The 19,238-nt window shown below is 65.5% G+C and carries 13 protein-coding genes and 1 tRNA gene; 7 read left to right on the top strand and 7 right to left on the bottom strand.

Features of this window, described 5'->3' with window-relative positions; all coding sequences use genetic code 11:
- The first annotated feature begins 55 nt into the window (after positions 1-55).
- Positions 56-415 (top strand): VOC family protein, encoded by a 360-nt coding sequence (locus ABN034_RS12370; protein ID WP_349691147.1) that lies wholly within the window; start codon positions 56-58, stop codon positions 413-415.
- Between the two features lie 237 nt (positions 416-652).
- Here the strand turns inward: ABN034_RS12370 and ABN034_RS12375 are convergent, their stop codons facing one another.
- A complete protein-coding gene (locus ABN034_RS12375; protein ID WP_349691148.1) occupies positions 653-1,000 on the bottom strand; it encodes a nitroreductase family deazaflavin-dependent oxidoreductase in 348 nt (115 codons plus the stop codon).
- A gap of 132 nt (positions 1,001-1,132) precedes the next feature.
- On the opposite strand from ABN034_RS12375, the gene ABN034_RS12380 reads away from it, so the two are divergent.
- From ABN034_RS12380 to ABN034_RS12405, 6 genes are all read left to right on the top strand, one after another.
- Entirely contained in the window at positions 1,133-1,996 is an 864-nt protein-coding gene (locus ABN034_RS12380; protein WP_349691149.1) for a DUF3592 domain-containing protein, read from the top strand.
- A gap of 156 nt (positions 1,997-2,152) precedes the next feature.
- Positions 2,153-3,703 carry a phytoene desaturase family protein gene (locus ABN034_RS12385; RefSeq protein WP_349691150.1) on the top strand — a complete coding sequence of 517 codons (1,551 nt, stop codon included), beginning with the start codon at positions 2,153-2,155 and terminating at the stop codon, positions 3,701-3,703.
- 31 nt (positions 3,704-3,734) lie between these two features.
- Positions 3,735-3,807: transfer RNA gene (locus ABN034_RS12390), tRNA-Lys, on the top strand.
- Positions 3,808-3,899: 92 nt separating this feature from the next.
- Positions 3,900-5,408 (top strand): tyrosine-type recombinase/integrase, encoded by a 1,509-nt coding sequence (locus ABN034_RS12395; protein ID WP_349691151.1) that lies wholly within the window; start codon positions 3,900-3,902, stop codon positions 5,406-5,408.
- Positions 5,409-5,557: 149 nt separating this feature from the next.
- Positions 5,558-5,725, top strand: coding sequence for a hypothetical protein (locus tag ABN034_RS12400; protein ID WP_349691152.1), 168 nt, complete (start codon positions 5,558-5,560; stop codon positions 5,723-5,725).
- 431 nt (positions 5,726-6,156) lie between these two features.
- Complete coding sequence (locus tag ABN034_RS12405) at positions 6,157-7,350, top strand: hypothetical protein (protein WP_349691153.1); 1,194 nt, start codon at positions 6,157-6,159, stop codon at positions 7,348-7,350.
- Positions 7,351-7,455: 105 nt separating this feature from the next.
- On the opposite strand, the gene ABN034_RS34360 is transcribed toward ABN034_RS12405, so the two are convergent.
- From ABN034_RS34360 to ABN034_RS12430, 6 genes are all read right to left on the bottom strand, one after another.
- The gene (locus ABN034_RS34360) at positions 7,456-7,869 is read right to left on the bottom strand and encodes a very short patch repair endonuclease (protein ID WP_502879020.1); all 414 of its coding nucleotides are present in this window, start codon (positions 7,867-7,869) and stop codon (positions 7,456-7,458) included.
- Positions 7,866-8,924, bottom strand: coding sequence for a DNA cytosine methyltransferase (locus ABN034_RS12410; RefSeq protein ID WP_349691154.1), 1,059 nt, complete (start codon positions 8,922-8,924; stop codon positions 7,866-7,868). The genes ABN034_RS34360 and ABN034_RS12410 overlap by 4 nt, the downstream gene beginning before the upstream one ends.
- A gap of 46 nt (positions 8,925-8,970) precedes the next feature.
- The gene (locus tag ABN034_RS12415; RefSeq protein ID WP_502879021.1) at positions 8,971-9,372 is read right to left on the bottom strand and encodes a type II restriction endonuclease; all 402 of its coding nucleotides are present in this window, start codon (positions 9,370-9,372) and stop codon (positions 8,971-8,973) included.
- Positions 9,285-9,803, bottom strand: a complete 519-nt coding sequence (locus ABN034_RS12420; protein ID WP_349691156.1) for a type II restriction endonuclease — start codon at positions 9,801-9,803, stop codon at positions 9,285-9,287. The genes ABN034_RS12415 and ABN034_RS12420 overlap by 88 nt, the downstream gene beginning before the upstream one ends.
- A gap of 363 nt (positions 9,804-10,166) precedes the next feature.
- The gene (locus ABN034_RS12425) at positions 10,167-15,509 is read right to left on the bottom strand and encodes a DEAD/DEAH box helicase (RefSeq protein ID WP_349691157.1); all 5,343 of its coding nucleotides are present in this window, start codon (positions 15,507-15,509) and stop codon (positions 10,167-10,169) included.
- Between the two features lie 14 nt (positions 15,510-15,523).
- Positions 15,524-18,562: a hypothetical protein gene (locus tag ABN034_RS12430; protein ID WP_349691158.1), complete on the bottom strand. Its 3,039-nt coding sequence runs from the start codon at positions 18,560-18,562 to the stop codon at positions 15,524-15,526.
- Between the last annotated feature and the right edge of the window lie 676 nt (positions 18,563-19,238).

Here is a 19,238-nt window from a genome sequence, read left to right on the forward strand (position 1 = left end):
GTGGTGGCCTGGCCGTGCTGAGTCGGCGTAGAGTGCCGCGCCTCCAACTGATCAGGTGGTGGTGACGATGTACCGACTCAGCACAGTCATACTCAACGTGCCAGACGTCGACCGGGCGGCCGAGTTCTGGAGCAAGGCCCTTGAGCCCACTGACAATCTGCGGCTCGCTTGGCGTACCGCCAACTCAGTGGCATTCCAGCCATCAGGTCCTGGTGGCGTAGGGCTGACGTTCAATGCCAATGATCAAACGCACTTCGACCTCAACACGCTGGGATCGGACGGCGACACCGAGGAGCGCGACGCTGACGTAGCTCGACTCCTCGGGCTCGGGGCCAGGCGCGTCGAGTGGCCTCACCGTGACGGCATCGTCGTCCTAGAAGACCCCAACGGGCTCAAGTTCTGCGTGATCTGCTGACCTGGGCGCAAAAGTCGAACGTCGCTCGCCCGTGCCCGCGCGAGGACGGCGCCCCGGCGCAGCCCGCTAGGTGCGCCGTAGGGAGCCCAACCGGGCGGTCCCAGGGTGATTGGACCCACTTCGCAGACGAGTTGTTGTCCCAGTTGTCGCGGGTTCGATCCCCGTCACTCACCCCAGCAGACAGGGCGGCCGATCTCCGGATCGGCCGCCCTGTCGCGTGGAGTAGAGGCAGGACGTTCACCCAAGCTCGATTTCGATCATTGGTGAGTTCTGAATCAGCTCCTCGAGCGGGGCTTGGCTGAGATACCACGAGGTCTGCACGTCGATGAACACCTGGTGACGCAGTCGGCGATCAGTGATCGGGCGCGCCGTACCAGGCAGATCCCGATCTCCGATGTGCACGATCACCGCAGGGTTGGCGAGCACGTTGGCGTACCAGTGCCGAGGGCCCGGTGTACCCGTGATGACGAGCCGCCCGTCCACATGGAACCACCAGATTTCGATGCGCACAGGTCGACCCGACCGGCGTCCCCAGGTCGTGAGGTCGATGGTCCGATTGGCCGCGAGCGCCGCGATGTCGATCACGTCCGTCAACCTAGGACCTCCACCGCGGTTCAGGTCAAGCAGCTGGCAGCCTGGCAGACAGTGGCCGCGTGCCGAGGAAGACCTCGTGAGGAGGATGTACGCAGGACAAGCACCTTCACAGCCGGAGGACCTATGAACCCCTGGTATGCCGCGAGCCTCGTCCTCCTCGTGCTCGGCGTGCTCTTCACGGGTGTGTCGTTCGTACGACTGCGCACGCTGGAACAGTTGCGCCGTCGGGGCGTCACGGCGACGGGCGTCGTGGTCGGGCAGGATGCGAGCTTCCTGTCCTCGTCGGCCGAGTCAAGCGGCGGCGGCTTGGCACACGCTCCGGTCGTGCGATTCACCACCCGGGCCGGCCAGGTTGTCCAGGTGAGACCTCCGGCGCAGGCGACCCACACGAGCTACATCCCGGGGCGGCCGGTGGTCGTCCACTACGACCCGGCGGCGCCGGAGCGCGCGGTGGTCGCGGGCTTCGAACGCGGCATCTACCGGATCTTCCTCGCGGTCGGGGTGACCGCGCTGGTGGTGGCCGCGGCGCTCGCGGTGCTGCCGGCGTCGGGTCGGGCGGCGGTGGCGGGACTGCTGCCGGTGCTTGCTCCGCTGGGTGTGGGGCTGGTCTTCGGCGGGATCGGGTGGGGCGGAGTCCGCAGGGTGGTCCGGATCCAGCGTTCCGGCGTGGAGGCGTCCGGCGTCGTCGTGGGCGAGACCACGAGACGCACCCGCGACGGCATCGCCGTCCACCACCCTGTCGTCCGCTACGTACTGCCGGACGGCCAATGGGTGGACGTCCCGTCCTTCCGCGGCACTGTTTCCCGGCGGGCGCAGCAGGGCCAACAGGTGGTCGTCCGGTACGACCCCGCCGATCCCGGCAAGATGCTGCTCCGCGGCGACGGGCCGGAGCCGGTCTTCGTGATCTTCGCGATCGTCGGCGCCGTCGCGCTGGCCGCGAGCGTGGCGATCGCGTTCGTCCTCACCGGCCTGGGCGGCAGCACCTGAACCTGGGGCCTGGGCCGTCAGCCGCCAACAGCCCCGGATGCCCCGCTTCCGTCCCGTGATCATGAGGGTTTCGGGGCTTATCGCCCGCTTTTCCTTCATGATCATGGAACGGTGCCTCGACACCGCGTCGCTCAGGCACCGCCTAGGCTGCTGGCCGTGGAGCACTTCGATGTCGTCGTGGTCGGCGGCGGCCACAACGGCCTGGTGGCCGCCGCCTACCTTGCCCGGGCGGGCCGGTCGGTCCTGGTCCTCGAACGCCTGGACCACCTGGGCGGCGCCGCCGTGAGCGAACGGGCTTTCACCGGCGTCGACGCCAGGCTGTCGCGCTACTCGTACCTGGTCAGCCTGCTGCCGGACCAGATCGCCAGCGATCTCGGGCTCGACCTACGCCTCGCCTCACGCGCGGTCGCGTCGTACACCCCGGTCGTCCGTAACGGCACGCCCACCGGCCTGCTGGTCGAGCGCGAGCCTGGTCCCGCGACCGCCGACTCGTTCCGGCGTCTCACCGGTAATGACAAGGAGTTCGACGCCTGGCAGAGCTTCTACGCCGACCTCGAGGAGGTGGCCCGCCGCCTCGCGCCCACGATGCTGGAGCCACTGCGGCCGGCGGCAGACGTACGAGAGTTGGTCGGTACGAAGGCCTGGGAGCGGTTCCTCCGGCGGCCGCTCGGCGAAGTGGTCGAGGAGTCCTTCGCCGAAGATACCGTCCGAGGCGTGGTCCTCACCGACGCGCTGATCGGCACGTTCACCCACGCCCACGACTCGTCCCTGCTGCAGAACCGATGCTTTCTGTACCACCTCATCGGCAACGGCACCGGCGAATGGAAGGTGCCGGTCGGCGGGATGGGCGCGGTGACCGCCGCACTGGAGTCCGCGGCGCGCACGGCCGGCGCCGACCTTCGCACTGGCGTCGAGGTGGTCCGGGTCGACGCCTCCGACGACGGCGCCGAGGTCGCTGCTGTCGTGGCCGGGGAGGAACGCGTGATCTCCGCGTCCTTCGTACTCTCCAATGTCGCGCCGGCCACACTCGACCGGCTGCGGGGCCGGCCACCGGCCGAGGCTCCTGAAGGTGCCCAGCTCAAACTCAACCTGCTCCTGACCCGGCTGCCACGGCTGCGGTCCGGCGCCGACCCGCGACACGCGTTCGCGGGAACGTTCCACGTGGGCGAGGGCTATGCCGACCTGCAGCGGGCGTACGAGGACGCGGTGGCGGGACAGTTGCCCACCGCCCAGCCGAGCGAACTGTACTGCCACACGCTGACCGATCCGTCGATCCTCTCCCCCGAGTTGGCCGCCCGAGGGTGGCACACCGTGACGGCGTTCGCGCTGCACACCCCGGCCCGGCTCTTCGGCCACGACAACGCCAGCGCCCGCGACCAGGCGGCGCGGAACTGCCTCGCCGCGCTCAACGTCCACCTCGCCGAGCCGATCGAGGACTGTCTTGCCCGCGATGCGGACGGGCGGCCCTGTCTGGAGGTGAAGAGCCCGCTCGACGTCGAGGCCGATGTCGGTATGCCGGGCGGCCACATCTTCCACGGCGACCTCGCCTGGCCTTGGGTCGAGACGCCCGAAGAGTCCGGTAGGTGGGGGGTGGAGACTGACGTCCGCAGCCTGCTGATCTGCGGCGCCGGAGCCCGGCGGGCCGGGGGTGTGAGCGGCATCGGCGGACACAACGCCGCCAGGGCCGTCCTCGATGTGAGCGGCTGAGGGTCGGGCTGCTATCCTCTCCGAGGTTCACGCGCCGCTAGCTCAACTGGCAGAGCAGCGGACTCTTAATCCGCGGGTTCGGGGTTCGAGTCCCTGGCGGCGCACCCGTTCTGACCTGGGCAAACGTCCAGGTCGCTTCATTTGGCCAGATGATCGTGACACCGATCGTGACACGAACCTGCTATCTTTCGGTGTCATGGCTAGGTCGAGCAGACCCCGCAAGCGGCAGCGCGGGTCCATCGACGTGCTCCCTAGCGGCGCCCTTCGGGTGCGCGTGTTCGCTGGCCGCGACCCGCTGACTGGGCGCCGGAACAGCCTCACCGAAATCATCGATCCGGGTCCGCGGGCGGCCGACCTCGCCGAGCGGGCGAGGACACGATTGCTCAACCAGGTCGACGAACGGCGGAATCCGAAGACGAACGCAACCCTGGATCAGCTCCTTGACAAGCACCTGGACCTGATCGATGTCGAGGGAACGACGTTGCGGACCTACCGCGGGTATGTCGACACGCATATCCGACCGCTCGTTGGTTCCATCAAGGTAGGTGCGTTCGACGCCGATCTGCTGGACTCCTTCTACGCCGAGCTCCGCCGGTGCCGGGCGCACTGCGACCGTCGCAGGTACGTCGAACACCGGACATCGCGCGCGCACGAGTGCGATGACCGCTGTCGACGTCACGTGTGCAAGCCGCTCGGCGATGCGACGATCCGGCAGATCCACTTCATCCTTAGTGGCGCGTTCAAGCGGGCCCTCCGATGGCGCTGGGTATCGGTGAACCCGATGACGCAAGCGCAACCACCGGCCGCACCAAAGCCGAACCCTCGGCCTCCCTCGGCCACCGAAGCTGCGGCGATCCTGAACGAGGCGTGGAAGGACCCTGACTGGGGCACCCTTGTCTGGCTGGCGATGACGACAGGCGCACGACGCGGCGAACTCTGCGCTTTGCGGTGGCGACACGTGAACCTCGACAACGGCGTCCTCGAGATCAGCTCGAGCGTCGCGCAGGACAGTTCACGGACCTGGGAGAAGGCCACCAAGACTCACCAGCAGCGGCGGATCGCCCTCGACCCCGACACAGTAACCGTGCTTCAGGAGCACAAGCTGCGTCGCTCATCTGAGGCGAAGACGCTCGGCCTTGACCTTGCGGAGGATGCATACGTGTTCGCCCTCGATCCTGGCAACCGAACCCACCTCCTTCCCGACTCGGTAAGCCAGCGCTACGGGAAGCTGGTCGCGCGGCTTGACATCGACACTCACCTGCACAACCTCCGCCACTACTCGGCGACCGAACTCATCGCGGCCGGCGTCGACGTCCGAACCGTCGCCGGGCGGCTTGGGCATGGTGGCGGAGGTACGACGACGTTACGTGTGTACTCAGCCTGGGTCTCCGAGTCGGATCAGCGCGCGTCGCACAGCCTGTTCGCCCGCCTGCCGACACGCCCTGAGCCCACGACGCGGACCGAGCTGGCTAAGACTCAGCCGCAGGCGCCGTACGAGAAGGTTGCCGCATCACTGCGGGCGGACATCCTCGACGGCGCGCTCAAGCCAGGTGAGCCCTTGCCGACGCTAACTGAGATCGCCAGCAGTGCTGGAGTCTCGGTCGGCACCGCTCACCGGGCGACTACTCTCCTGCGTGACTGGGGTCTCGTCGAACCGGGCACCGCGAGGCGACCTGCGGTTGTCTCGTCTGATCCGAAATCCTGAAGCACCGAGCAATGGCGTCACCCGGCGCAGGACCGATGGGGTCCCCGGCCTCGGCGAACCGAACTGGAGCCTCGAAAGACCCGGTTGCGCCGCGTCTCACTCGCCTGGACCGGTGGGGCGCTGGCGGGTTCAAGCGCTACTGTCTGGTCATGACCGAGGAGACACGCATCGCGTTGAAGAACTACGACTGGCTCGTGCGTAATCGTGGTCCCGACGACGTCGAACTCGCCTGGGGCAGTAACACCATCGTGTACGGAGACGGCGGCGAGGTCATCGAAACACTCTGCGAGTCAGGTTTCACACCCGCAACGAGATGATGCAAAGGTCGCCTGTGGCCAGAGATTCCCTTGACCGTCACGAATCACTGGTGGCGGGCGACGTTTGACATCGCTACGAGGTGGCCGTCGAGGGATGTGACGTCGATACTGCCGGTACCTCGGCGCATTCCGAGGCGACCGCACCCAAGAACCTCGGGGTGGCGGTTGGTTAGGTCGTCGAGGACAGTGTCCGAGGAAGTCGCTATGCGGTGACGGCACTGCGCGGGAGAATGGGAGGCCGACTCCGATCAGCGCGTGCCCTGGAGCAAGTAGGCCGGCTGCGGGTCGACATGGCTGAGCGGATCAGGAACAAGGCACTCACCGGTAGGGCTAAGCTCCCCAGCGCCGAGGCACGAGCGGCAGTACATCGGTATGGTGCTCAACTAGCCAGCGTTAGAGTAGATGGACGTCGGCCTAATCGGGAGTTGGGCATGACCTTTGCTGGGCGTCGCTATGCACGTGTCTACGAGGTGTCGTCACGGCGGGGCGACCTGCAAGCTTTCCTCCAAGCGGCGGCAGAGGCGGCCGGCTGCCGGATTCTCTTCGCCAGCCCTCGGACGCGCGCGCCGAGCTATCTCGGCGTTCAGGGGCCTGGCGACGAACGTCTCGGCCTGCTGGTCTACCTGTTCCGAATGAGCAGGATCGCGACACGGAACAGGCCCGATGATGAGTCCAAGGGTCAAATTCGCTACGGCAGTGAAAGCAGCTGGCACACCGATGATCATCAGGTTGGCAAGGACATCGCTGGTGTGGACACTACGCTAATTCTTGGGGTACATCTCGAATACGGCTTGTTCATCGGACTCGACCCGCGTCTGTATGACCCACTGCCGATGGGAATCTCCTTCTACGCCAAAGACGCCGATCTGCACGACGCAAAAGTGCAGGGATGGCACGTCTGGGAGCGGGTGAACCGTGCGGGCTCGGTGCGGGCGGCCCCGCGCGCACAAGGCGGCCTCGAGACCATGGTCGGCTTCAGGCCCGAGCGGCTTCTTGACTATGTAAAGTTCGAGAGGAAGGCCAGCGATTTCGGGCTGGATCAACCCTTACGTTTCTCCGTCGCCGCTGCTCACCGGGAATTAACTGCATACCCCGACGGCAATAGCCTCTCTAATCTTGGGGGAGGTCGTCCCCACGACCTTGAACGTCTCTTTGACATTAGTAGTCAGGAGCTACTCGAGATAATCTCGACTAGAAATCGCTTACAGGTGGCAGTTCGTGGAGGTGTAGCCGAGCATCACCTCGAAAAGCAGCTCCGAGTCGACCCAGCCGTCCAATCCGTGCGGAGGCTCGACCGAGACGGCCAACCCGACTTTGACGTTCAGCTCGTGAGGGGACGTAGGCTGCTTGTGGAATGTAAGAATGCGAGTCCCAAGCTGTACAAGAATGGCGACTACAAGGTCGAAGTTCAGAAGACCCGCACCTCAAAGAGCGATCCGGCGAGCAGATACTACCGTACCGACCAGTTCGACGTTCTCGCTGCCTGCATGTACGCGCCAACTGGTGCATGGACATTCCGGTACCGTCGTGCTGCCGAACTTGCGCCACACGGCGACTATCCGCATCGGATCATGGCGCTGCAGCGGATAACTTCCGACTGGGCGCGTGACGTTGCGGGCGCATGAGTCACGCTGCGGTCCAGAATGCGCCGCTCAAGAAGTCGCTGGGACCAGCGGACGAGCCGACTGATTTCGCATTGCTGCAAACGACTGTTCGTCAGGGTCCGCCGGCTACGAAGACAGGACGGTCGCGGCCGCGGCACTCGGGTCGCGTCTTACCGCGCACTCCCAGATCCGCACTACCTTCCAGCCCGCCTGCTCAGCGAGCTTGGTGGCTGCGTCGTCCCTTTGCTTGTTGCGTTGCATCTTCTGTTCCCAGAGCGCGGCGTTCGGACCGGTGAACGGGCCCTTTCGTCCGTGCTCGGGACATCCGTGCCAGTAGTCCCCATCGACGAAGACGGCGATACGGCGGCCAGGCAATACGAGGTCAGGCGTGCAACCCGGAGCGATGCGGCGGTGGAGGCGGAAACGCGCGCCGTGTGCATGGAGAGCTCGGCGGAGAAGCAGCTCGGGCTCCGTGTCCGTCTTTCGCCGCCCTCGGAGGTGTTGCCCAGCCGAGGTCTGCACCCAGCGCTTGGACGTCATCGCTCGTTGACAAGCACCTGTACGACTTTTTCCGCGAGGAGAGGAGGGACTGAGTTGCCCAGCTGAGCCTGAACCGATGAGCGGCTACCCACGAGGTCGAAGCTGTCTGGGAACGTGAACAGCCTCTTTAGTTCGGGTACACGCAGACGACGGTTGTCCCAGTGGAAGGGCCCGACGTTTGGGCCAGGCTGCGCCTGGATCGTCGGCGAGGGCCTGTGGGGATCAAGCTTCAACAGGAATGACCAGTACCGGCTGCGCCACTTGAAGATTGGGTCTGAGTGTCCACGTTCGGCGGTGTAGTGGAGGTAGTTCTCTCCAGGTGGGATGTCGGGCAGCAGTGCCCCCCATTGCCCCTTAAGCACTTCCTCCTGCTCAGGCTCGGACACCAGGTTCTCAAGCGCCTGTCCGGCCGTCACGTGGGGCTGGTCAGCTGAGCCAGTCGCGCGTCGCTCCCAGCGGCCGCCGTGGGTCGCAGGTGGGTGTTCCGGGAGCTTCTGGCCCTTGCGCACGCCAATGACGAACAGCCGAGGACGAGCCTGTGGTACACCGTAGTCAGCAGCGTTCAACACCTTTGGCCGGGCGGTATATCCAGCATCAGATATCTCGCGCATGAGCCTGTCGAACGCTGGCCTGCTTGCTCGGTTGTTGTAGGTCAGCGCATAGACGTTCTCAAGCACGAAGGCACGGGGGCGCGCCTCGGCTAGGACCCTCGTGTACGCCTGGAGAAGGCTCGCGCCGGGGTCCAGTCCTGCCCGCTTCCACTCCAGCCAGAAGCCCGACTTGGAGAACGGTGTACATGGTGGACCACCCACGAGGAGGTCTGGTCGCTCCCGGGCCTTCAGGCCAGCCGCCCGAAGTATCTCGCGCGTCGGCACCTCCAGGATGTCTCGCTGGATGACAGGAGACGCTAGGCCCGGGAAGTTCTTCTCCATGGTCGCTGCAGCGTCGCGGTCATACTCGACGGCCGCGCGCACGGAGTAGCTGGCTGCCTCCACTCCGAGGTCGAGTCCGCCAGCGCCAGAGAACAGGGAGATGGCAACGCCTCGAGTACTCACGCAGCTAACCATGCCAGGGCGGTCCGACGATTGGTCGGCGGCGCGCTCACAAGGCCTCGTGGTCGCGGGGCCCGGCCGGGCGGTGACTCTTCCGGAGCGCCTCAATCTCGTCCCGCTGTTGCTGGACCAGACGGTCGAGCTGCCGCTGGACCTGAGGGCTGATCTTGAACGGGTAACGCCTCCAGTAGTCGTAGAAGTCCTTGGCAGTCCCGAACTCCCCGCGGCCGGCGCGGAGGTCATCCAGCCCGTCCACGGCGCCGATGTACTCCCGGGTCGTCGATGAACGTTGCCGGCTTCCGATCCGCCATGGCTCCTGCACGATTGCCTCAAGGTCATCGCCGCGACGAGTGGCGTCCCTGTTCAGTGTGTGTAGATCAGGATCAAGTCCAGGCGGCTGACGTACTCGTTGAACGGCCTGAACGTCCCGGGCCAGCGTAGGTCCGGCCACTTGAAGTACGTGTTTCCTGTGTACAGCGCGATCCTGCTCTGCGTCCTTGGCCGACCTCTTGTCACGGCTCGCCGAGCGACCTTGACATCCAGCGCATGGTGCCCGCCGCCGAACGCAGAACCGCTCAGCTCTAGGTCGGGGTAGCTGCGCTCGGAGCCGCGCTGCGCCTCTGCCCCAGGGAGAAGGGTCAGCCGGTCCATAAGGAAGTTGACAACCGACACCTCAAGCACGTTGGCGAGTGCGGCTGGCTCCTGCGGGAGTGGTAGCAGGTGCCCACCGTCAGCGAGACGAGACTCGAGCCCTTCTGGATCGGCGGCCTTCAGCGGCCAGGTACTCGCGGGGCTTGCTCGCCGAAAGAGGCCCCGCACGTCGAAGGCATACTCCGCGCACTGGTTCCTCAACCATGCCAGTGACTCAACGACCTCATCCACGCTCCAAGAGTGACAGATACGTCATATTTGTCTGTAGTGCCCTGCCCGACCTGGCCGCCTGCTCGAACGGTGCCCCCGACGATCCCCGCTTCCAGTCGGCACAGCCACGGCTTCGACGGCTGGGTCCTGCCCGCGCCGGGACCGCCCCGGGCGCCCTTCCCGCAGTGCGGGAAGAATGCGCGGTCAAGGCACTGGTTCGGTGCGTAGCTGACTGGCCGGGGAGTGACGAGCCCGCGACCACCTGATGCCCATACCGCTAGTTGTCGTCATTGCGACAAGCGGCGGAGAGGACCAGATGCGATCCTCGCCGACACCGACGTTCGCCAGCCACATCGACCTCAGCCGTGCAATCGGCTGCGCTACCTACAGAAGCCGTCGCAGTACGGCCAGAGGATATCGGTCCAGTTCGTACAAGTCCGACATCCAGACGGTACAGGCACGGCCGCTGCCCTCGAGAGTCGTACGCACCTCCTTCTGCTGCTCCGTGTACAGAGGTGGCTCACGCCGCCAGAGAGGGTGCCCAAGAACGACGGCGGTCTGCGTCCTCGCGTTGAGCAGTGTCGGTGTCCCAGCAATGACCTCGAACTCCAGGCCGAATCCCGCCCTTACGAGGCTCTCGGCGACCACGGCAGCTCGGCCAAACCAGCGCTCCCCCGGCAAGGGCACTCCAGCGGCGAGGTCGAGCATGTCGAGGGCGAGACGCCAGTCGAGTGCTCCGTGCAGGCGCCGGTTGTCGTAGGACCGGAGGCAGTCGGGGCAGGAGGTGTTGCAGTCAGTGTGAGATGGCATCTCCCACCGGGCGGTGAGGCCCTGGCGAGCGTCGGCGAGGATGCGTTCAAATACCTCCTTGCTTCCGAGTTCAGTGGCGTAGCCGGCTCCGTTCTGAAGTGCGTCCGCCAGGAATACGCGGAAGGTTGCCGTGCCGTCGGACTGGACGGGGTGCAGGCCCATGACCAGCTCCTGGGGGTCGATGTCGAGGGCCACCTGACTCGCGCGTCGTAGCGCCTCTGCCAACGACCAGAATGCTGCCCGGCCGGCCGGGAGCTGCGTGCGGTCAGACGGCACGACACCGTTCGGCACGTCTGGCCGGTCAAGCCCGATGACCACGACGTCGGTCGTGCGCAGCTCGCCGATGGCGGCCTCGCCACGTCCCGTGCCTTCCGGTGCAGTCCAGGCCCGCGAGTACAGGGAGCTGTCGGGTACGACTACGGACCCATCACGTAGCTGTCTCAGCTCGAAAAGGCGTCCCCGGTTGTCGTTTACTTGCACGATCTGCGCCTGCTCGTAGGTCTCGACGCTGAGCGTCCCGACCTGCTCGACGTGCTGGGCCCGACCGGTGATGGCAAGGCTTGGCTGCCGGGCCATCGACGTAAGGTCGTTCTCGTCGTTGTAGTCCCTAGGGCTGTACGAGGTTCTGAACCCGAGTGGCTGGTAGAGGTCGAAGGTCCGGAGCGGGGCGCCGCAGACAGCACAGGTACCGTCGTTCGGATCCGTGGTGGTGGATCCGCACGTACTGTCTTCACAGGTTCCGAGGGGCACCGGTGGGCCAAGCGGGTCCTTGGCGACGGCTCGAGGCCCTCGGATGTCGTAGGCGGCGAACCCCACGACGGTGTGGAGCCATCCGTCCCTCACTACTAGGGAACCTGGTGAGAAGCTCGACACTGCCATGTCAAGCGAACGGTCGGAGACTTCGGCGGCGTCGAGCCCATCCCGTGTCTTCACCGATCGTCCGTAGAGACTGCGTACGCGCGTAGGGAAGCCGAACATCGGAACCACACCGGCGGCCGCTAGCAGTTCACTGAGCTCCTCCTGCGTCCACGACTCACGCCGAATCGCTGCGTCGACATCGGTCACGAGCTTGCTTCGCGCCCAGGCCTCTAGGTCGGCGACGTCGTCCGGGTCCAGTCCCGTCAGCACCGTCAGACGCCTCACAACAACCGGAACGTCTGGTGAGGTGGCCAGCCAGGCGGCGACCTCAGGGCGACGGTCCTGCCACTCCGTGGCCAGTCCGAAGGTGCCGTGGATGCTCTTCTGGGTCCAGAGCGGCTGCTTGGACACTGCTAGAAATGCACGCCGCAGCAGCTCGGCCGACAGAACACGCTGGACGATCCTCCTGCGGCCGAGGTCTAGGAATGGTTGGGGCGGTATGTCGCCGGTCATTCGCTGCGTGTTGTTGAAGTAGTAGTCGTCATGCGTCCGGTCGCGACACACGGTGAGCGCGTACGAGAACGCCTGGCCGGCACGTCCTGCACGGCCGACGCGCTGCTGGTAGTTGAAGCGTTGGGGCGGCATGTTGGCCATCAGTGTGGAGCGCAGTGACCCGATGTCGACACCAACTTCCATCGTCGTCGTGACGCTCAGGACGTCGAGTTCGCAAGTGAGGTGGTTTTCGGTTGGCTCCGGCAGCAGAACACCCTTGAACCAGCGTTGGCGCCGTCGCTGCTCGTCTAGCGGTTTGGTCTGGCCGGTTAGCTCGGCAATGGCAAGCCTGCGTGGCTTCAGACGAGACAGCCAGGCGTAGTAGTCGTCGTCCATGTCGGTTGCAGGCCCCTCTACAAGGCCAACTCTCGCGCAGCTGCGGTTGGCACATACGTCCGCGGAGGCGTGAAGGTGCCGGAAGTTACAGTCAGGGCAGCGCCATACGCGGTCCCCGGCGCGCACGACTGCTAGACGGGCGGTCGCGGCCTGGATTTGGAGCTGCCATCCCACCGCGGCAACGCGGGTGAGTGAGTCTGTAACCCAGGGTACGAGCTCGTTCATCTCGACGTCATGGCGGTTGCTTACCCGCTGCAGGTAGCGGCGTATTGGGGCAGGAAGCTTGTTCTGGGGATAGCCGTACTCTGCGCCGGTGTATCGACGGGCAGCTCCCAGGAGTCGGACGCAGGAGCAGAGAACCTGGTACGCAGTCTCGGGGTGGACTGGTGGAGTCGTCCGGTCGGTCTCGCGAGGTTCAACCCAGCCAAGTCCTACGGACTCGATGTCGCGGCGGGCGCGGTCGAAGACGGCCTCAGCCAGATGGGTGTTGAGGAGGTTAGTAAAGATGGCTTGTGCTTGCAGTCGGGTTGTCCCTGGTAGGGGTTCCCACATTCCGGACCTTGGCGGCGTGAAGGCACGGTACCAAGGAGATTCATCCTGGTTTGTTGCCACCGAGGGGCCGGCTCCTCCGACTGGTACACCCAGTTCGACGAGGCGGTCGGTTAGCGTCTGTCGGAGCTCTCCCCAGCTGAACCGTGGAGCGCCGCTGTCTGCCAGTTGTGCCAGCTGTTCCTTCTCGTGACTTTCGAGGGGTAGGAATCTTTCCTTCTGTATGAGCATCCAGAGGTTTGGGTTCTGCCCGCTGACCTCTTCGAACACCAGCTTCTCGGCGCTGTTGAGGGAGCTCATATTGGTGGCTGCCTTGCGAAGGACCTCGACTGCATCGGGGGGATCCTGTTCGAGCGCCTGTTGCACCAGCTGACGGGTGAGGTCCCGGAAGTGGTTGCGCGCTACACCGGCAGCTGTTCTAGCTGCGTCGTCGCGGCTGTCGGTGAACACGATAGTTCGGGACTCGGCCGAGGTTGACCCCATACTGCGCACGAGCTGTGAGAGGTAGAGCTGCGTGGACTGGGCAATGCCGGAGGTGTGGGCGCGGATGGGGCTGCGAACGGTTCCGCTCCAGAAGATGTCTAGGTCGGTGTTGGTCCCCAGTACACCGCAGCGGGGGCAGCGGTCTGGAAGCGCTGGCGTGCCGCCTGACATGGTGGGGGGGACGCCACTCACGGTCATGTACCAGCCAGTCGGATCATGTGAGGTCCCGTTCAGGAGACCAATGGCTGGGTCGTACTCGGCCATGGAGAAGGAGAACCGCGCCTTCTTCCCGTCTGGGAGGCCGCCCTTCTGCCAGGACGGGTCATCCTGGATGGGACGGTCGCCGGGCCAGTACCACATGTACTGGCCGTACCTTCGGCTGAAGACGGGTTCGGCGTCCAGTGCGGGGATGTCGGTAGCGTTGGGACCGAGCAGAACGCCGCCGCCCTCCTCAGCTACGTGGTCGAGAACGAACCCGCCAAGGCTGATGTCGCCGCAGTCGTAGCAGTACAACAGCTCCAGCACCCGGGAGCCGCAGTCGGGGCAGGTAGAAGCCGGAACGGTGAGCAGCCGGCCGATGGTTCGACCGCTCTTGTCGTCCTTGGGGACGCCACGGCACTGTGAGTTCGTGCAGGCCCAGAGGCCTCTTGCGGCGCGGACGAAGAGGTGGGCCCGGAGCGGGACACTGGCGTGCCCGGGCCGGACGGTCGCGATTGCGTTGAGGACGGTCCGCATCGCGGTGCCGTCATCCGGAGTGTCGAACAACCGGTTGGCCACGCTAGTGACTGGTGTAGCGCGCAGTCTGCCTTCGTCCTCGTCGCGGCAGGCCAGGGCGACGGCCCGGGAGAGGTCGTATCGCTGAGCCAGGACGTCCGGGGTTTCGGCTGCTTCGAGTACGCGTTCGCGAGACAGGGTCGTTGGTGGACCTAGGTCACGCGGCCTACCAGCTGTGACATAGAACGATGACCTCGGGACGCCGAAGAACTCCTCCAAGTAACACAACCCGTCTGTTCCTTCGCTTAGTGATGCGCTCGTGGCGATGCATCGAAGCTTTGGGCTGTCGGGCTCCAGCCCGAGTCGGGACAGTAGGTTCCGGATGACCATGGCGACCTCGCTGCCCTGCGTGCCCCTGTACAGGTGGAGTTCGTCAACCACGAGGGTCAGTACGTGGTCGTCGGCCGCGTCCAGCCAGTCTGCCGTTCTGCCGAAGAGGTCGTCCTCGACCTTCCGCATAAGTACTGCGTTGAGCATCGAGTAGTTGGTGACGAGGATGTCGGGCGGGGCAGCCACCATGTCCCATCGGACCAGCATCTCGTGTGCGCTCGGGTCAGAGAACTGGGCGAGGTCCTCCTCCGGGACTCCAGCGGCCCGCAACGTGTTGAACTCGTCGCCTATCCTTCGGAGGTCGGCCGCCAGGTCGGCGGCCTTGCTTCCGGTGCTTCCCTGCAGCGGTGGCCGACCAGATCCAAGCGTGTTGCCCGTGTAGCGACCGAACCAGAGCGGTGTTGTCGGTCGGACTGTTCCGATGCGTCGGATCGCGCGGCGCAGTCTGACGATCTGGTCCTCCACAAGTGCGTTGGTTGGGTAGAGGACTATCGCCCGCATTGCAGCTGGCCGGGTCTCGTGGGTCCGGCTGGGAACCCATGACGGGGAGTCTTTGGCAGTCCACCAGGCATCGCGGGCCGGCTGTGGCTTCCAGGTACGTGACTCCTCGACCAGCCGGAGTAGCGCTGGTAGCAGGAAGCTCTCCGTCTTACCCGAGCCGGTACCTGACGTGACGACAACGTTCCGCTCATCTTCATCGCCAGGACGGAACGTGTGCCGTATGGCGTCGGCCTGATGCTGGCGGAGGAGCACCGGGCTGCCTTCCGCCACGAAGGATCCGAAGAGAGCCCGGCCGACGGTCTCTGCCGTCTCCTCGGAGATCCCCGCCTCTCGACAGACCTCTCTAAGAGGGACGTCAGCGTCGTAGGGGACAACAGGTTCGAGGAGCGGGTCGGTAAAGAGTCGACCATCATGGTCAAGTCGCCGTCGCCTCTCCGCCATGAGGCGAGGGTCCCGCAGCCAGAAGGCGGTGTCGAAGTAGCGCAGATAGGACGCACGAATGTCGTCGTAGACCGAGAACGGGTTAGCTGGCATGGTGACTCTCAGTTTCAGCTAGCGAGGGCGCGGGCGAGCAGTGCAGCGACGTCCGCGGGAACGTTGTGGTATATGAGCTTGCGATGCTGGACGTCGCGGGTCGGTAACCTTCCGCTGCACAGCACGGCTGCGCGCCCGTACAGGCCCGGGAGGTCGGCACCCAACGGCACCGCCAGCTGGGCGGCGTGGTGGTCGTATGCGATGAGCGGGCGGCCGGTCCGGCGTGCCTCAAGATGCTTAACTAGCTGGACCGTTCCGATGGCGGCGTTACCTTGGGCTACGTCCTCGCCCGTGCGGAACACGTCGGTGGTTGCGAAGGCAGACTCCAGGCGGTATGCGCCAGGAGATGCCGTCACCCCGGTGGATACCCACGACGCGGACGGAGGATGGAACCGCGTGGCGCGTCGGGACCCGGGCATCGGTACCCGCGGAAGACTCTGCTCGACTTCGCATAGGGACGGCAATGCCCGCGCCAGCCTGGGCGCGGCGTCCGGAACGACGCCAGCGGCGCCAACCTCCTCCGCGGCGTCGCCGACTGCCGCAGCGTCCACACCGCTAACGATCCACGAGCTCGGCCCGTCTCCCACACGCCTGCGTGTAAGCCGTCCGCCGAGCATCTCGGAGCGGCGACATAGCTTCTGGCGCATCGCTGGAGTCCAGGCACCTGTGAGGAGAAGCGAACCCCCTACGAGCTCGACGAGGTACGGAGGCGTAACCCTCCACTGTTCTGGCTCCAGCATGGACCCTCGAGACACCTCTACATGACCCAGCGCCTCGACAGCTCGAGCAAAGGTGTCTACGAACAGGCTGGATCCTTCGATCTGCAGAGCGAGGCGCTCGAGCCATCCGAAGCGTCCGCCGCCAGTGTGCACAAGTGCGTCGAGCGCGTCGTCCCAAGCCGTAGCTTCGCTCTTCACGCCGGGGAGCACCTGGACGTCTACCTTGGGCGGGGCATGGGCCTGCAGTCGCGGCTTCCGCCTCGAACGACGGATGGAGTACCACGCTGGGAACCGCTTCACCAGGCCGCACGTGCTGCAGGTTCCAGTCACTAGTGGTGACGTCGCCTTGCCGTAGAACGTCGGTAGCTCGATTCGGTGCGCACCGGTGACGACGCATGAGGTTGGGTCCGGCGCCGCGACGACGATCGGGCGAATTCTGGCGCCGTCGGATGGCTTCGCCTCGGTCCACCAGACGGTCGCCGGGGCACCCGGGAGCCAGCCTTCGGGCTCCTCGGCCTTCGAGACAAAGGGACCGTTGACCTCGGCCCTTGCCCACTCGTTCGCAGGTTCCGCCGCCAGGACCGTCAGCGGCCGACTTAGGTCATGGACCAGCGATGGGGCGGTTTCCCAGCTGAAGAGGTCCGGCGTCTCTGACGAGCGCAGGCGCAACAGCGTCTGCTGTGCTACGCGCCCACCCCTCACGAGGGCGAGCTCGTAGTCGCCGTCGGGTAGTGACTCAGTAGCGAGGTCTACCACCAGCGACGGCTGTGTACTGGTCCATGTCTGTGCCTGCCCCCCACCGTCCGACCCTCCCAACGGAGTCATGGTGACCGCTATGGACTTCGCGTCCTGGACGACCGCGCGGACCTCAGGAGGTCGCAAGCTCGACCACTTCCGTGCACGCCCGGGCAGCTTCAGTCCGCCAGCCAACGTGAGCTGCGATGAAACGAGCGGTACGAGTGCGTTGAGGTCGCTGCGGGCGGGCTCAGCCGAGAGGGTCGCCATCACCTGAACGTCGGTGATCAGCACCCATCCTGCGGGGAGCCCCGGGAAGATGTTGTGTTCCCGAAAGCCTGGACGTGCGACCACAGCAAGCATCTGCATCACGTCTCGGCGCAGCGCATCCTGGTCCTTCACCAGCAGCATGACGTCCTCGCCAAGTTGCACTCGCTCACACTCGCTGTATGCATTGATCAGGTCGTCTCGACGCAGCGGCACTACCCGGCGTGGATGCCTCCGAACCTCTTTGCCCGAGTCCGGATCCTGCAGATGCAGCAAACCCTCCACCAGTGATCCCGGATCGACCTCGCCGAAGGCTCGCGGCCGCACGCGCAGGCCCGTCGCAGGTAGCAGATCGAGCGTCGGGCTTCCGGCAGCGCTCAGCACTGACAGTCTTCGCGGAGAAGCCTCGGTTCGGAAGTCCGCAACAAACGACAGCTCCAGCTGAGGTCGTGGGAACCGGCGAAGCAGGCCGACCAGCTGCACCGCACCGGCCGCCTGCCAACCGTTCCCTTCGAACTCGGCGTGAGCACCATCCCAGTGTTGAAGCTCGATCGCAGCAACTGTCGCGATGCGTTCCTGACCAGCGCCTCGAAGCCACAACGACTGCAGACCCTTGCTAGTCGGACATGGGTTCTGCCTGATCCATGCGTCAAGCAAGGGCACCATGTCCGCGGGCGGCAGCTCAACACCAGGCGGTAAACCAAACTGACTGAACATCCGTGGGAATCGCCGACGGTCTGTAGAGCGGACCAACGCCTGAGACATTGGGAGCCCCACATACCGATGGCTGAGCGCGTAGGAGGTCGGTAACCCGTACCTGCCATCTGCTGCAGACAGCCAATCGCTGAGCGCCCGCCAGAATGACTCCGCGTGCTGCCGGTAGGCCGTCGTGAGCTTGTCTTGAGCGGATCGATCATCCACACGCAACAGCTCGAATAACCGAGGATAGTAGGCGTGCGCCGCATGGTCAGAGTCCGCTGCCATCGCCTCGGCCGCGAGTGTGAACACACCAAGCAGCGCGATCACCGGTGGCGGCTCAGGCTCCTGATGGCGTGCTCTGGCCAAGCGCAGGCCCTCCTGCCAGGCGCGTAGTCGCCCGATATGCCCACCGAACACGGGCGCGTGCCCGTCAAGCCCTAGAGTTCCCCGCGTCGCGGATGACAGGTGTTCGGCGGCCCTGACAGCAGGCACTCCTGCACGTCGGGCGACTGCCGCCAGAACATCCTCATCCATGTCCAAGTACACGGGAGTCTCGGCGTTCTCCGCCGAGAACACGACCTCGCACAGCGCCTTGTTCAACGCCAGGTACATCTCCCATTCGCCAACCGCCACGTCTACCACCGCCCTCGGGGACCAGCAGTTTTCCCGGCCACGCAGCCATGATTGGTCACTCAGCAAAGACCCCCGTGCGCCGCCGGTCCGAGCCCTAGAGACCACACCAACTTCATGACTAGGGCGCGACCACCCAGTGGTCGGCCCAGAGTAACCCCACCGGAGCCATTGCGTGTAGCGTACACGCAATGGGTGGTGGTGTCGAGGGAACCGCACAACGCCTGGGTCGACCGGAGTCCCGAGTGGCCGGCAATTCTCTCTCCCGTCGTGCCTGTAGGGGTCAGTGGTGACGGCCCAGCGGCCCGTCCACCTCACCCGGCCGGTTGGTGCTACCCCACATGCCATCGCCGCGAGCGGCGAGAGAGGCCCTCGATGGGCGATCGGCCCCCTCAGGAGTGGCTACCTGCGCGTTCTGACCCTTCCCTGCCTGAGGCCTCCGACAAGTGCACGGCGGCACGACGCTCTCAGACCTCCCGCGTCGGCTACTGGCGCTGTGGATAAGAGGTGCGCCTGCGCTGGCGGTGGGATCTGGTCCAGGTGGTGGAGCGGCCCCGTTGGTAGGCGGTGAGGTGGCCGCGGCGCCAGAGCAGGTTCCAGAGCAATGAGCGGCGGGCGAGGACGTGGGCGGTGCGGGTGCGTCGTCCGCGGATGCGGACCGCTCCGACGACGACGATAA

The organism is Actinopolymorpha sp. B11F2, from assembly GCF_040195635.1.
Taxonomy (GTDB): domain Bacteria; phylum Actinomycetota; class Actinomycetes; order Propionibacteriales; family Actinopolymorphaceae; genus Thermasporomyces.